Here is a 14,638-nt window from a genome sequence, read left to right as displayed (position 1 = left end):
TGACTCTGACACGGTGTCAGGGACGAGCGTGGAGGGACCATGTTCACCATCGGAGACTTCGCCAGACTCGGCCGGGTGTCGGTGCGGATGCTGCGCCACTACGACAGCATCGGCCTGCTGCGCCCCGCCAGCGTCGACCCGCACACCGGTTACCGCTTCTACCGGGCCGACCAGCTGCGCCGGCTCAACCGGGTGATCGCCCTCAAGGAGCTGGGCCTCACCCTCGAACAGGTGCGCGCGATCGTCGACGACGCTGTCGACGTGGCCGAGCTGCGCGGCATGCTGCGGCTGCGCCGCAGCCAGCTGGCGGAACAGCTGGCTGCCGACACCGCCCGGTTGACGGCCGTCGAGGCGAGGCTCCGTTTGATCGAGTCGGAGGGTCGGATGACCACCCAGGAGGTCGTACTCAAGGAGATCGCGCCGGTCCGCGTCGCGGAGCTGACCGCGGTCGCGCCCAGCTACCAGGGCGAGGACATCGGCCCGGTGATCCAACCGCTCTACCCGGAGTTGTTCCGTCGGCTGGCCGAAGCAGGGATCACGCCGGCGGGGCCGAGCATCGCCTGGTACGAGCCGGCCCCCGGCGACGACGGCGACGCGGTGGTGGTGCACGCCGGGGTGACCGTGGGGGTCGGGGCGGAGGCCGCCTCCGACGTCGCGGTGGTGGACCTGCCCGCGGTGCGCACCGCCGCGACGATCATCCACCACGGTGCAATGGACGACGTGGAGGAGAGCATGCAGGTCCTCGCCCGGTGGATCGAGGACAACGGCTACCGCACCGACGGGTTCGCCCGGGAGGTCTACCTCGACTACTGCCCGGACGCCCCCGAGAAGGGAGTCACCGAACTCCAGCTCGCCGTCCACCGGGACTGAGTGACCGGCGGCCCAGCGTCAGGTCCGATCGCCGCCAGCACTCCCGCCGTCACCGCGCCAGGCTGGACCGATGACGAACAGCACCGCGTTCCGCGTCCACGCCCTGCCGGCCGCCGCGCTCGACACCGTCCGCCGGACCGGCCGGGACGCTGCCGACCGGCCTGTCGAGTCGCTCCGAGCCGGTGGTGGCGAAGCCCTGCGCTGCTGTCTGCGCGATGCCGACGAGGGTGAGGAGCTGCTGCTCTTCGGGTACGCGCCGCCGGGCGCCGCCGGCCCGTACCGGGAGATCGGACCGGTCTTCGCGCACGCCACCGCCTGCCCCGGCCCGGACCCGGCGGGCGGGCACCCGCCGGCCTGGCGGGGGCGACCCCAGGTCCTTCGGGCGTACGACCGGCAGGGCCGCATCTGCGGCGGCCGGCTGCACGACGGCACGGACCCGGAGGGGGTGATCGTCGAGCTGCTGGCCGACCCGACGGCGCGTGAGCTGCACAGCCGCAACGTGGTGTACGGCTGCCTCATGTTCATCGTGCGGCGGGCGACCGGGTGAACCTGGCCCTGCTCGGCGCGAGCGCTCAGCTGACCAGCAGCAGCGCGCCGACGGCGGCGAGGGTGCCGGTGACCGCGAGCACCGTGCTGGTCACCACGAACCGGGTCACCGGCACCCTCACCCCGACGGCCCGGCACCGCTCGAACCACAGCAGGGTGGCCAGTGACGCCCAAGGCGCGGCCAGCGGGCCGATGTTGGTGCCGATCAGCAGGGCCAGCAGGCGGGTGTGGTCGCCGGCCGGCAGCACCGACTCCCCGGCCAGGTAGGCGGGGAGGTTGTTCACCGCGTTGGACAGCAAAGCGCCGGTGCCGCCCGCGCGCAGCGCGCCCAGCGTCCCGCCGTCGGTGCCCAGCAGGTTGCCCACCAGGTCGTCCAGCCCGTGCCGGCCGAGGGTCTGCACGACCAGGAACAGGCCGGTGACGAAGAGCAGCAGCCGCACCGGCACCAGCCCGGGGCGCAACGTGGCGGGGGACCGGACCACGAAGCCGAGCAGCACCAGCGCGAGCGCGACGGTGGAGGCGAGCCCGATTTCCACCCCGGCGACGATGCCGGCGACGAAGAGCAGGCATCCGGCGAGCGCGGTGCGGTGCAGCACCGGATCGGCCGGTACGTGCCGGGCCGGCGCAACGAACCGTCCCCCGACCGGCTGCTCGCGCCGCCACCAGGCGTACCAGAGCAGCGCCATGGTGACCGCCACCGCGGCGAACTGCGGCAGCGCCATCCGCTCGGCGTACGCCAGGGGTGACAGTCCGACCCGGTCGGCGGCCAGCAGGTTGGTCAGGTTCGATACCGGCAGCAGCAGGCTGGCGGTGTTCGCCAGCCAGACGGTGGTGACCGCGAGCGGGGCGGCGGGGACGCGCAGGTTGCGGGCCAGCGCGAGCAGCACCGGGGTGAGCAGCACTGCGGTGGTGTCGAGGTTGAGCACGAGGGTGGTCACCGTGGCCAGCCCGCCGCAGAGCAGGAACAGGGCAGCCCACCTGCCCCGGGCGGCGATGGCCAGCCGGCTGGCCAGCACGTCGAAGACGCCAGCGACGGCGGTCAGTTCGGCGAGCACGATCACGGTGCCGAGGAAGAGCAGCAGCGGCAGGATCCGGTGCACTGTCGCGGTGGTCTCCGCGCGGGGCAGCAGCCCGCTCAGTGCGCAGGCCGCGCCGACCACGGCCAGGACGACCGCGACCAGGTCCAGCGGGTGGGGTCGCCAGCGCCTGGTCGGCTCGGGCGGTGCGGGCGGCGCATCGGCGACGGCGGCAAGCTTCACGTCTGACGACGTTCGCATGACGGTCGGTCTGCCGCCCGCGCTGGCACCGCCGTCGTGACCAGCCCCACCATCGCCGGGCCGAGCACCCGGGGGAGCGCGGTTGACGGCCCCGTGCGGGGAACCAGACAGACCGGGCGTACCTGCCCGAACACGGCCGGGCCCGGCCCCCAGGGGTCGGGGGCCGGGCCCGGTTTCGTGCTTCGGTGCCTACCAGCCCAGGTAGCTGGGCTGGGTCTGCACGTTGAGCTCCTTGTAGCGGGTCAGGTTGGCAGTCCAGGTACGCCAGTCGTTCAGCTCCAGGACGTCCAGGCCCTTCACCATGTCGTTGGAGTAGATGTGGCCGTTGTAGTAGTACGCGGACCAGGTGCCACCACCGACGGGCCTGTCGGCCGACAGCGGACCGCGCTCCCAGAAGGCGATCTCCTTCGGCTTGGCCGAGTCGGTGAAGTCCCAGACCGAGATGCCACCCTGGTACCACGCCTGGACCATGATGTCCTTACCGAGCACCGGGATCAGCGAGCCGTTGTGCGCCACGCAGTTCTCGGTGTCGGAGTTGTTGCGGGGGATCTTGTAGTAGCTGCGGAAGTTCATCTTCCGAGCGTCACCGCGACCACTGATGTCATAGATGGCATCCGCGCCCCGGGTCGGTCCGACGGCCTCGTTGCAGGTCGCGGCGCCGCCGCCACCCAGCTCGTCGGTGAAGATCACCTTGGTGCCGGCGTTGTTGAAGGTGGCCGAGTGCCAGAACGCGAAGTTGACCGTGTCGCGGACCCGGTTGATGACCCGCGGCTTCTCGCGGTTCTTGATGTCGAGCAGGATGCCGTCACCCATGCACGCGCCGGCGGCCAGGTCCTTGGCCGGGTAGACGGTGATGTCGTGGCAGCCGGTGGTCGCCGAGCCGGTCTCACTGCCCGGGAAACCGCCGTCCGGGAAGAGGTTCGGGGCTGCGATCACCGCGGCGTCGGTCGGCTTCTTCACCGGCACCTTGATGATGGAGATCGAGTCGTGCGGCGGCTGGCAGTCCGGGAACTCGGCCCGCGGGCTGTACGACGAGACGTACAGGTAGACCGTCTTGCCGCTCTTGCCCGGCACCAGGGTGTGGGTGTGTGAGCCGCAGGCCGTCTCGACGGACTTGATGTACCGCGGGTTTGCCTTGTCCTTGATGTCGAAGACCTTGATGCCCTCCCAGGACTCCTTCACGTCCGCCCCCTGCGTGGTGCTGTTGCAGGAGTCGTCGCTGCGGGACGAGTCGGTGGAGAGGAAGAGCAGGTCACCGTGGACGGAGATGTCGTTCTGCGACCCCGGGCAGAGCACCCGGGACACGACCGTTGGCGCGCTCGGCCGCGAGATGTCGTAGATGACGAAGCCGTTGTAGTTGCCCGCGAAGGCGTACTTGCCCTGGAAGGCGATGTCGCTGTTGGTCGCGTCCAGTGGGGCGACCTTCGGCACGTTGGCGATCTGACGCAGGTTGGGGCTGCTCACGATCTCGTCGACGCCGGGGATCGTGTTGGTGGGAGCGGCAGCTGGCGCCGCCTGGGGCACCACCTGGGCGTTGCTCGCCGGGGCGACGAGGACGCCGGCGACGAGGAAGCCGGTCGCGGCGAGCGCCACGATGCGGAGTTGTCGTAACCGTGGCTTGTGGAGTCTGATCATCGGCGAGGCCCTTCGCAAGGGGAAGACGATGGTCGACACCTTACCGTCCGGAGAAGAACGTCGATGTGACCCGTGTCACATGAAAGTGTCTTCTTCAATGGATAACATCGCGATGACCTCGACCCCAGGGAGTTGCCCATGACCAACCGGCGTGCCCGAACCCTGGCGATCGTCACACTGGCGCTTGTGCTGCCGCTGGTGGCCTTCATCGTGATCCGCTCCGGGGACGACACCGCAACGGGGGCCGCGCGGCCGGCCTCCGCGCCCGCCACCTCGGCGCCCCCCGCGTCGCCCTCGGCCAGCCCCGTGCCCACCGACCTGACCGTCATCGCGCCCGGTCGCCCGGGTGAGGCGGCGACCACCCGCGCGGCCCACGAGGTCCGCGACGCCGGCCCGGCGCCGCACAACTCGTTGGACGTCTGGTTCGTGCGGATGATGATCCCGCACCACGCGCAGGCTCTGGCGATGGCGGAACTCGCCCCCGACCGGGCCGCCGACCCCGACATCCGCGCGCTCGCCGACCGCATTCGCGCCAGCCAGGGGCCGGAGATGGGCATGATGCGGGGCTGGCTCCAGACCCGCGGGCTCCCGGCGGAGGTCCAGGGGCACGACCACGGCACCATGCGGGGCATGCAGACGCCCGAGGCGATGCGGCAGCTCGCCGCGACCCGTGGTGCGGACTTCGACCGGCTCTTCGTGCGGATGATGACCGAGCATCACGAGGGCGCCATCGAGATGGCCACCAACCTGCTCACGGTCGGTTCCGACCTGACGCTCAACGAGTTCGCCAACTCGGTCGCCACCGAGCAGACCGTCGAGATCGACCGCATGCGTGAGGTCCTCGGGGGCTGAGCCCGGCCTCCCGGCACGTACGCTGGGTGACCGTGAGACGCACCATGTTCGGTCGGCCATTGCGCGGCGTCGCCTTCGACGTGGCCGTGTCCGCCCTGGTGGCGCTCGTCAGCCTGACCGCGGCGGTGAACCAGCCCGGCGGCTGGGCGGCCACCCTGGTCGGTGTGGCAATGGCGGCGGCGCTGGTGTTGCGCCGCACCCACCCGAGCGCGGTGACCGTGGTGGTCGCGGCGCTCGCCCTGGTCCAGGTGATCGCCGGGTGGGGCCCGCTCGTCTACGACATCGCCGTCCTGATCGCGCTCTACAGCGTGGTGAAGTACGGCGAACGGCTCCGCGACGGCGTGGTGGCCGGCGCGGTCGCCGCCGTCGGTGTGCTGCTCGCCGCCGCGCAGACCCCCCACGTCGTCCAGTGGTGGATCACCGCGCTGTGGTACGCGCTGGTCACCGGCGCGGTGTGGTTGGTGGCGCTGAACGTGCGGACCCGCCGGCTCTACGTGCTCAGCCTGGAGGAACGGGCCACGACCCTGGAACGCGAACGGGAGGCCGAGTCCCGGGCGGCGGTCGCCGAGGAGCGCACCCGGATCGCGCGTGAGCTGCACGACGTGGTCGCCCACAGCATGGCGGTGATGATCGTCCAGGCGGACGGCGCCCGGTTCATGCTCGACCGTGACCCCGCCCAGGCGCGCACCGCCGTCAAGGTGGTCGCGGACACCGGCCGCCAGGCACTGGAGGAGATGCGCCGGCTGGTCGGCGTCCTGCGCGACGCCGGCCCGGGTGGCGCCGCCGACGGGGCCGACGGGCTCGTGGTGGCCGCCGACCCGGAGCACCGGCGCCTGGCCCTGGCCGAGTTGCCCGACCTGCTGACCCGGTTCGGCGACGCCGGGCTGCGCATCCGCAGCACCGTCACCGGCGCGCCGCCGGCCCTGCCCCCGGGCCTGGAGTTGACCGTCTACCGGGTGGTGCAGGAGGGACTGACCAACGCGCTCAAGCACGCCGGCGTCGGCGCCGGCGTGGAGGTCTGTCTGGCCTACACCGCCGAGGCCGTCGTCGTCCGGGTGGTCGACAACGGCCAGGGCCGCCCGCTGGTCAGCCCCACGCCGTCGGGTGGTCACGGCCTGCTCGGCATGCGGGAACGGGTGACGGTGTACGACGGCAGCCTCACCGCCGGCCCCCGACCCGTCGGGGGCTGGCAGGTCGAAGTGCGGCTACCGCTACCGTCTGAGCCGGCAACGGAGGTGATCGCGGCATGACGATCCGGGTGGTGATCGTGGACGACCAGGCGCTGGTCCGCGCCGGGTTCCGGATGGTGCTGGACTCCCAGCCCGACCTGGAGGTGGTCGGCGAGGCGATCGACGGCGCGGACGCCCTGCGGGTGCTCGCCCGCACCGAGGCGGACGTCGTCGTGATGGACATCCGGATGCCGACCATGGACGGGGTGGAGGCGACCCGGCGGCTCTGCGCCGACCGGCCCGCCGGCCCGCCCCGGGTGCTGGTCCTGACCACCTTCGACACCGAGGCAGACGCGTTCGCGGCCCTCCAGGCCGGCGCGAGCGGGTTCCTGCTCAAGAACGTCCCACCGGAGGAACTGCTCGCCGCGATCCGGGTGGTCGCCCAGGGCGACTCCGTGGTGGCCCCGTCGATCACCCGGCGGCTGCTGGACCGTTTCGCCGGGCAACTCGGTGCCGGCCCGAGCGCCGACCCCCGGCTGACGCAGCTCACCGAGCGAGAACGGGAGGTGCTGCTGCTGGTCGCCCAGGGGCTGTCCAACGCGGAGATCGCCGCCCGGGTGCACGTGGCCGAGGCGACGGTCAAAACCCACGTCGGGCGGATCCTGGCGAAGCTCCAGCTTCGTGACCGGGTCCAGGCGGTGGTCCTGGCGTACGAGAGCGGGCTGGTCACACCCGGCGGATGACCCCGCGTACGACCTGGGTCGTAGCGGCCGACGTGTGCACCGCGACCCGGGACGCACGCAGGTCGAGCGCACAGGTGGAGATGGACGGACCGACACCGGCCATAGCGTCGGAGGGGTCTGATCCGCCACCTGCACCGGGAGCCCCGCTTGATCCGCCTGACCCTGCGCTCGCTGCGTGCCGAGGCGCTGCGCATGCTGCTCTCCGCGCTGGCCGTCGTGCTCGGTGTCGCGTTCGTCGCCGGCACCATGATCTTCGTCGACGGGATGCGCGCCGGCACCTACGAGCGGGCCGGCACCTTCGACCGCCACACCGACCTGGGCGTCTACTCGGCCGGCCGTGAGCTGCTGCCCCCGACCCTGGTCGATGAGGTGCGCGCGGTCGACGGGGTGGCCGCCGCAGCCGGTGAGCTGACCAACACCGCCGGAGTCGTCGGCGTCGACGGCCGCCCGGTGCTCGGCTTCACCGTGCTCGCCGCCATTCCCACCGAGGACGCCCTGCGCTCGTACGACGTGGTCGCCGGCCGACTGCCCGACCGTGCCGGGGAGGTGGTGCTGGACGCGCCGACGGTCGCCAAGGAGGGCTTCGTGCTCGGCACGCCGGTCCGCGTCGGCGGTTCCGGTGGCCCGGCCCGCCCGTACACCCTGGTCGGCACCGTCGACGTGGCTGGCACCGCCCGCGACGTCGGCGGTCCGTTCGTCGGCATGGTCGGGCCGGACGCGCTGGCTCTCACCGGCGAGCGCGGCTACGGCCGCATTCTGGTGGCGGCCCGACCGGGGGCCTCCGTCTCGGCGCTGACCGACCGTGTGCGCGTCGCGGCGGGCGCCGAAGCCACAGTGAAGAGTCGCCAGCAGATCCTCGACGAGGCCGTCGAGGACGCGGTGCGCAACGTGGACCAGTTCCGGATGCTGTTGCTGATCTTCGTCGGGGTCGCCGTGGTGGTGGCGGGCTTCGTGATCGCCAACACCTTCGCGATCGTGCTGGCCCAGCGCACCCGCCGGACCGCGCTGCTGCGTCTGATCGGGGCGACCCGCGGGCAGGTCTTCCGGGCCGCCGTGCTGGAGTCGGCAGTGCTGGGGCTGGTCGCCTCCGCGCTCGGGGTGCTGCTCGGCGTGAGCCTCGCCGGCGGGATGGGGCTGGTGATGTCCCGACTGGACGTGCCGGTCGCCGGCGGCCTGACCGTGTCCGGTTCGACAGTCCTGACCGGGCTGCTGCTGGGTACGGCGCTGACCGTGTGCGCCGCCCTGCTGCCGGCCTGGCGGGGGACGCGGGTCGCCCCGGTGGCCGCTCTGACCGATGCCGCGGTGCAGCCCGCCCGGAGTGCTGGCCGGGTACGGCTGACCTTCGGCGCGGTGGTGTTGGCCATCGGGGTCGCGGCGTTGGTCGGCGCCGCCAGCGCCGGCCAACTGATCCTGGTGGCCGGCGGCGGGGTGCTGGCCTTCTTCGGGATCGTCCTGTTCGGACCGGTGCTCGTCCCGGCCCTGGCCCGGGTGTTCGGCTGGCCGGCACGGCGCGTGTTCGGGGCGACCGGAGCGCTGGCGGTGGCCAACACGGTCCGCAATCCGCGGCGGGTCGCCGCGACCGCCACCGCCCTGGTGATCGGGATCGGACTGGTGTCGGCGTTCATGGTCGGTGCCCGCAGCACCAAGGACGGCATCGAACGCAGCGTGGACGCCCAGGTCGGGACCGACTTCGTGGTCAGCGGTATCGGTCAGGATCTGCCTGGCGCGCTCGCCGGTGAGCTTGCCGCCCGCCCCGAGTTGGGTGTGGTGCACGAGCAGCGCAGCACGGTCGTCGCCGACGTCGAGATCCGCGCGGCCCACCCGGCGCTGGTCGGCCGGACGCTGGAGCGGGTGCTCGCCGGCGACGCCGGCCGGGTCGGGCCGGGGCAGGTGCTGGTCCATCGTGAGCTGGCGCAGGCCCGCGGCTGGCAGGTCGGCTCGCCGGTGACCCTCCAGGGCCGGTCGTTCCGGGTGGCCGCCGTGGTCACCGACGACACCCGCTCCGACGGCGCGCCCGTCGGGCACGTCATCGACATGGCCGACGAGGACTTCGCAGCACTCTTCCCCGCCCAGCGCGGTTACCTGGCCGAGATCGACCCCGCCACCGGCGTGAGCGCCGAACGGGCCCGGGACGCGATCGAGGCGGTGCTGGGCCGCTACCCGACGGTGAACCTGATGGACCAGGGGGCGTACAAGAAGATGCTGACCGGGACCGTCGACATGCTGCTCGTCCTCGTCACCGCGCTGCTCGGCCTGGCCGTGGTGATCGCCCTGGTCGGTGTGGCGAACACGCTGAGCCTGTCGGTGGTCGAGCGCACCAGGGAGAACGCCGTGCTGCGGGCGGTCGGGCTCACCCGAGGGCGCATGCGGGCGGTGCTCGCCATCGAGGCGGTGCTGATGGCGCTGGTCGGCGCGGTGCTCGGGGTGGGACTGGGCACCGGGGTCAGCGCCTCCGCGATGGCACTGCTGACCCGCCTCGGCGGGGATTTCCACGTGGTGCTGCCGCTCGGCCAGCTCGGGCTGACCCTCGGCGTCGCGGTGCTGGCCGCCCTGCTCGCCTCGGTGCTGCCCGCCCGTCGGGCGCTGTCCCGCCCGGTCGTCGAGGCGCTCGCCGACCAGTGACCGATGCGGTCCCGGCCGGGCAGGACCCGAACGGACATCCGCCGGCCGGCCCCGCCATCTTCCCCAGCGGCGGGACCGGCCAGCGGTGCCGGGTCTACAGGCGTTCGACCATCGGGCCGACGCACCGGTTGCGGGTGTCGAAGACGTAGCGGGCGTGCCGCACCACGAGGTCGTAGTCGATGCTGTCGTGGTCGGTGACCACCACCACCCCGTCGGCGGCGCTCACCTCCCGCTCCGAGAGCCCGACCACTGTGACCCCGGCCGGGATCTGGTGCGGCTCGGCGTACGGCTCCACCGCGTGGACCTCGGCGCCGAGGGCCTGCAGGCGGCGGGCCACGTCGACCGCGGGGGAGTCCCGCATGTCGCCGGTGTTCTTCTTGTACGCCAGACCGAGCAGCAGCAGTCGTGCGCCGCTGACGGCCCGGCCGCTCCGGTTCAGTCCCGCCATGATCCGCTGCGCGACGTGCTCGGGCATCTCGTGGTTGATGTCGTTGGCCAACTCGATGAACCGGAACTGCCGGCCGAGGCGGCGCTTGACCTGCCACGACAGGTAGCACGGGTCGATCGGCAGGCAGTGCCCGCCGACGCCGGGACCGGGCCGGAACGGCATGAAGCCGAACGGCTTGGTCTCCGCGGCCTCGATGGCCTGCCAGACGTCGATGTCGAGGTGGTGCGAGAGCATGGTCAGCTCGTTGATCAGCGCGATGTTGACCTGGCGGAAGGTGTTCTCGATCAGCTTGGTCAGCTCGGCCACGCGGGTGGAGTCCACCGGCACGGTGCGGTGCACGAGGCGCTGGTAGAACTCGTCCACCCGGGTCAGTGACGCCAGGTCCACACCGGAGACGACCTTCGGCGTGTTCTCCAGCCGCCAGTCGGGGTTGCCCGGGTCGATCCGCTCCGGACTGTAGCCGAGGTGGAAGTCACCGGGGCTGGTCAGCCCGCTGGCCGATTCCAACAGCGGGCGCAGCAACTCCTCGGTGGTGCCGGGGTACGTGGTCGACTCCAGGATCACCGTGCAACCCGACCGGACGTACGGGCCGATGCCGACGCCGGCCTGCTCGACGAAGCTCAGGTCTGGGGTGCCGTCACGCAGTGGGGTCGGCACGGTGATGACGCAGATGTCGAAATCCTCGGCGTCGGTGTACTCCGTGCTGGGGTGGTATCGGCCGCTGCTCAACGCCCGGCCCAGCCGGTCGGTCGGGATGTCCTCGATGAACGACTCACCGGAGGCGAGACGCTTCACCCGATCGGCATCGACGTCGAGACCGACCACGTCCAGCCCGGCCTCGACGGCACGCATGGCCAGCGGCAGTCCGACGTACCCCTGACCGATCACGACCAGCTTTTCAGCGCTCACCCAGGCTCCTGAGGCAGATGGTGGAAATGACCTGCAGAGAGCCTAGAGGCGTCTTCGGCGACGTAAGTCCGTTTTGGGGATATCGGTGCTGGTGGGACTGGGCGGTCAGCCGCCCATCGGGTCCTCCGGCGCGGTCGGTGGGCTCGTGGTGGGGGTCGGATCGGGCGCGGGTGGCGGGTTGCTCGGCGTAGCGGTCTTCGGCGGATCGCTGGGCGGTGCAGTGGTGACCGTCGGCGCCGGCGTCGGCGGGGCGGTCGTCTGGCTCGGCTGGATGCTCGGCGTGGCGGAGACCGGGGCCGACGGGGAGGTGTTGGGGACCGGGCCCCGATCGGGTCGGCCCGGGTCGCCGGTGGCGACCTGCTCGTTCGCGGCCGGCAGGTCCAGCGGCCCGCTCGGCCGCACCGTCGGTGAGGTGGTCGGCAGATTGACCGCCGGGTCATCATCGGCGGCGTTGCGCGCCGCGCCCAGTGCGGCACCGAGCCCGACCAGCGCGACCAGCATGGCCGCCGCCGCACCGACCAGCGGGCCTCGCCGACGCTGACGCCCGGCCTGCGCCCCACTCGCCACCGCCGCGCCGGCCGGCACGTCGGTGCGGGTGCCCGGGCCGGCGTCGCGCAACGGGACCGCCGCTGCCATCGCCGTCGGCGGCTCGCCGCCGGTGACCGCGGTCCGGGCGGCTTCGGCCATCGCCGCGGCGCTGCTGAACCGGTCGAGCGGGTCCTTGGCCAGGGCCCGGGACACCAGGGCCCGGACCGCCTCCGGGATGTCGTGCGGCAACTCGGGTGGTTCGTCGTCCAGGTGTCGCACGGCGACCTGGAGCGGGTTGTCGCCGGTGAACGGGGGACTGCCGGTGAGGCAGCAGTAGGTGACCGCACCCAGCGCGTAGATGTCGGTGGCGCCACTGACCGGCCGGCCGGCGGCCTGCTCGGGGGCCATGTAGAGGGCGGTGCCGGGCACCGCGTTGGCGCTGGTGATGCTGGTGATGTCGGTGGAACGGGCCACCCCGAAGTCCACCAGGACGACGGTGCCGTCCTCGTGCACCAGCAGGTTGCTGGGCTTGACGTCGCGGTGCACGATGCCACCGCGGTGTGCCGCGTTCAGCGCGGCCGCCGCCTGGGCCACGATCGACATCGTCTCGGCCACGTCGAGCCGGCCGGCCGTCTCAATCCGCTTGGACAACGGCTCGCCGGCGACGAACTCCATGACGAGGTAGTCCGCCCGCCCGCCGTCGGGCAGATCATCCGCGCCGCAGTCGAAGACCTGCACGATGCCGGGGTGCCGCAGCGCCGCCATGATCCGGGCCTCGGCCCGGAACCGGGCGATGAAGTCGGGGTCGGAGACCAGCGCCGGCAGCAGGACCTTGACCGCGACCTGCCGGCCGAGGACCAGGTCGGAGGCACGCCAGACGTCGCCCATACCGCCGGTGGCGACACGTTCGTCCAGGCGGTACCGACCGCTGAGCACGACCTCCGATGACAACACCGCATTACCGTACCTAGAGCGGCGCCGCGCGGCGCGCCGCGGCCGGCCAGCCGACGGGTCATACACGTTGGGTCATCCGGCTTGACCTCTGTGGACGCTGCGTCTCTGTGACCAGGCCGCGACGGGGTGTGACGAAAACTGACATCTTTCGGCATGGGAACGCTGGATGGTCGCAAAAAACCGCCGTCGGGCACAGAGCGCACCTCCCGGCGACTGCCTGTTACGGCAACGCGCCGTCCCGCCGGGTTGATAATTGTCACTCTTCCGTGACACGGTGCCGACTTGCTCGTCGGTGGTCCCCCTCCTAGCGTTAGCCCGGCTCGGGCCCGCCCGGCGATCTCGGCGTGCGGTCGTGCCGCGTCGCCCGCCCTGGCGTCGGCCCCGGACGTCCCGCCCGGGCCACTTCCGGTAGCGGGCGCGATCAGATCGGCGGGGGGCGGTGCGGGTGCGGGAGTTGGTCGGCGGGTCCTCTCGTACCGCGTGGTCTGCCTTTGCCCGGCTGATCGGGCCGACGCGCCTCGGGCAGTGCACGGGTTGCGGATGACCGGCGACCTGTCGGAGGCGGTCGGCGCGGCACAGAGCGGGGACGAGGAGGCCTTCCGCTTCCTCTACCGCAGCCTCCAGCCGGGCCTGCTGCGCTATCTGACCGCGCTGGTCGGCGCGGACGCCGAGGACGTCGCCTCCGAGACCTGGCTGCAGATCTCCCGTGACCTGCCCAGCTTCACCGGCGGCGAGTTCCGCGCCTGGACCGTCACCATCGCCCGCAACCGGGCGATGGACCACCTGCGCCGAATGCGCCGCCGCCCGTCACTTCCGGTCCCGGTGCAGGCGCTCGCCGACCTCGCCAGCGACGCGGACACCGCCGAGGGGGCCAGCGAGACGATCGGCACCGAGACCGCCCTGGCGCTGATCGCGACCCTGCCTCCCCGCGAGGCCGAAGCCGTCCTGTTGCGGGCGGTGATCGGGCTCGACGCGGGGTCCGCGGGCCGTGTGCTGGGTCGTCGGGCCGGTGCCGTTCGGACCGCCGCCCACCGAGGCCTGCGGCGGCTCGCGGCACTGCTGGAGCGCGAAGGCCCGGCCGGGTTGTCCGTCGGTGTCGAGGGGGTGCCGGCGCCCCGCCCCGCCAGCAGTCCAGCCCTGCGGGCGCCGCACACCGAGCCGGCGGACGGCTGACGTGAGGGGACTTCCGATGAACCCGTTCCGGCGGGCCGACCATGCCGAAACCGACCGGCTGCTCGACTCCGCCCACGGCAGCTCCGACACCGCCCCGGGCCAGGCCCACACCCCCTCGACGTCCGTCCCGGGGTCCGCCCCCGCCGAGCCGGTGGCGCGGCTGCTCGCCGCGGCTGCCGGCCCGGGCCTCCCGCGAGAGTTGGCTGGCGAGGACGCGGCCGTTGCCGCGTTCCTGGCGGCCCGAGCAGACCCGACGCCGTCGGTGCCGCACCGGCCGCGCGGTCGCCGTCTGACGGCTGGCGCGGCGGCCTGGATCGGTGCGGTGGCCGTCACCGCGACGGCGGGTGCGGCCTTCGCCGCGGTCAGTCAGGACTGGGTGCCCGACCCGGGCGCACCGGAGCCGACCCGCACGTCACCAACCCCGGGCCAGGGTTCTCCCCGGTCCGGCGAGCCCAGTCGATCGCCGTCCTCCCCGGGCACCCCGTCGGCCGGCACCCCGTCGCCCCGCCCGCCGTCGCCCGGCACGCCACCTGCCCCCGGCACACCATCGGCGCAGACCGCGCCTGGCGGGTCGTTGCACGGTCTGTGCCGCTCCTGGCTGGCCAAGAAGCCCGACCAGCGGGACAAGGCGCTGCGAACGCCGGCCTACGAGAGGCTGGTGACGGCCGCGGGCAGTGCCGGCCAGGTCGAGGAGTACTGCCGGCGGCTGGTGCCCGAGGAGAAGCGGTCGGAACCAGCGAAGGTCAGCCCGCCACCCCCACCCTCGGGCCGCCCCACCCCGCAGTGATCGGCCGGCGGCCGGGAGCGGTCTGTTCCGCCCTGCGTGGGAAATTCGTCTGTTAGACAGAAGTTGGTGGCGCCGTGCAAGCCCCCGACGGTGTCGGTGGGTGGGTTTACGGTGGCACAGTGTCG

The 14,638-nt window shown here is 72.6% G+C and carries 12 protein-coding genes; 8 read left to right on the top strand and 4 right to left on the bottom strand.

The features are described from left to right. The first annotated feature begins 39 nt into the window (after positions 1 to 39). Complete coding sequence (locus GA0070619_RS12980) at positions 40 to 870, top strand: MerR family transcriptional regulator (RefSeq protein WP_088948293.1); 831 nt, start codon at positions 40 to 42, stop codon at positions 868 to 870. 70 nt (positions 871 to 940) lie between these two features. After that, on the top strand, positions 941 to 1,417 hold the full coding sequence (locus GA0070619_RS12975) for a DUF1203 domain-containing protein (protein ID WP_088948292.1): 477 nt from the start codon (positions 941 to 943) through the stop codon (positions 1,415 to 1,417). A gap of 25 nt (positions 1,418 to 1,442) precedes the next feature. Here GA0070619_RS12975 and GA0070619_RS12970 read toward each other — a convergent pair whose 3' ends face one another. Both GA0070619_RS12970 and GA0070619_RS12965 read right to left on the bottom strand, forming a co-directional pair. Then, positions 1,443 to 2,693, bottom strand: coding sequence for an ArsB/NhaD family transporter (locus GA0070619_RS12970; RefSeq protein WP_088948291.1), 1,251 nt, complete (start codon positions 2,691 to 2,693; stop codon positions 1,443 to 1,445). 189 nt (positions 2,694 to 2,882) lie between these two features. Continuing rightward, positions 2,883 to 4,328, bottom strand: coding sequence for an LVIVD repeat-containing protein (locus GA0070619_RS12965; RefSeq protein WP_088948290.1), 1,446 nt, complete (start codon positions 4,326 to 4,328; stop codon positions 2,883 to 2,885). Between the two features lie 138 nt (positions 4,329 to 4,466). Here GA0070619_RS12965 and GA0070619_RS12960 point away from each other — a divergent pair, with 138 nt between their 5' ends. The 4 genes from GA0070619_RS12960 to GA0070619_RS12945 all read left to right on the top strand — a co-directional run bounded on the left by GA0070619_RS12960 (position 4,467) and on the right by GA0070619_RS12945 (position 9,714). Next, the gene (locus tag GA0070619_RS12960; RefSeq protein ID WP_088948289.1) at positions 4,467 to 5,180 is read left to right on the top strand and encodes a DUF305 domain-containing protein; all 714 of its coding nucleotides are present in this window, start codon (positions 4,467 to 4,469) and stop codon (positions 5,178 to 5,180) included. Between the two features lie 26 nt (positions 5,181 to 5,206). Beyond that, positions 5,207 to 6,430 (top strand): sensor histidine kinase, encoded by a 1,224-nt coding sequence (locus GA0070619_RS12955; RefSeq protein WP_088948288.1) that lies wholly within the window; start codon positions 5,207 to 5,209, stop codon positions 6,428 to 6,430. Continuing rightward, positions 6,427 to 7,092, top strand: coding sequence for a response regulator (locus tag GA0070619_RS12950; RefSeq protein ID WP_088948287.1), 666 nt, complete (start codon positions 6,427 to 6,429; stop codon positions 7,090 to 7,092). Before GA0070619_RS12955 ends, GA0070619_RS12950 begins: the two co-directional genes overlap by 4 nt. 147 nt (positions 7,093 to 7,239) lie before the next feature. Beyond that, a complete protein-coding gene (locus GA0070619_RS12945; RefSeq protein WP_088948286.1) occupies positions 7,240 to 9,714 on the top strand; it encodes an ABC transporter permease in 2,475 nt (824 codons plus the stop codon). A gap of 94 nt (positions 9,715 to 9,808) precedes the next feature. Here GA0070619_RS12945 and GA0070619_RS12940 read toward each other — a convergent pair whose 3' ends face one another. Further along, the gene (locus GA0070619_RS12940) at positions 9,809 to 11,071 is read right to left on the bottom strand and encodes a nucleotide sugar dehydrogenase (RefSeq protein ID WP_088948285.1); all 1,263 of its coding nucleotides are present in this window, start codon (positions 11,069 to 11,071) and stop codon (positions 9,809 to 9,811) included. Between the two features lie 105 nt (positions 11,072 to 11,176). Beyond that, the gene (locus GA0070619_RS12935) at positions 11,177 to 12,553 is read right to left on the bottom strand and encodes a serine/threonine-protein kinase (protein ID WP_088948284.1); all 1,377 of its coding nucleotides are present in this window, start codon (positions 12,551 to 12,553) and stop codon (positions 11,177 to 11,179) included. A gap of 540 nt (positions 12,554 to 13,093) precedes the next feature. On the opposite strand from GA0070619_RS12935, the gene GA0070619_RS12930 reads away from it, so the two are divergent. Both GA0070619_RS12930 and GA0070619_RS12925 read left to right on the top strand, forming a co-directional pair. After that, positions 13,094 to 13,726 carry an RNA polymerase sigma factor gene (locus GA0070619_RS12930; RefSeq protein ID WP_088948283.1) on the top strand — a complete coding sequence of 211 codons (633 nt, stop codon included), beginning with the start codon at positions 13,094 to 13,096 and terminating at the stop codon, positions 13,724 to 13,726. A gap of 16 nt (positions 13,727 to 13,742) precedes the next feature. Then, positions 13,743 to 14,513 carry a hypothetical protein gene (locus GA0070619_RS12925; protein WP_088948282.1) on the top strand — a complete coding sequence of 257 codons (771 nt, stop codon included), beginning with the start codon at positions 13,743 to 13,745 and terminating at the stop codon, positions 14,511 to 14,513. The last annotated feature ends 125 nt before the right edge of the window (positions 14,514 to 14,638 follow it).

Source organism: Micromonospora zamorensis (assembly GCF_900090275.1).
Classification (GTDB): Bacteria; Actinomycetota; Actinomycetes; order Mycobacteriales; family Micromonosporaceae; genus Micromonospora; species Micromonospora zamorensis.
Note: the sequence above shows the minus strand (reverse complement) of the source record. Positions and strands in the feature narration are given on the sequence as shown.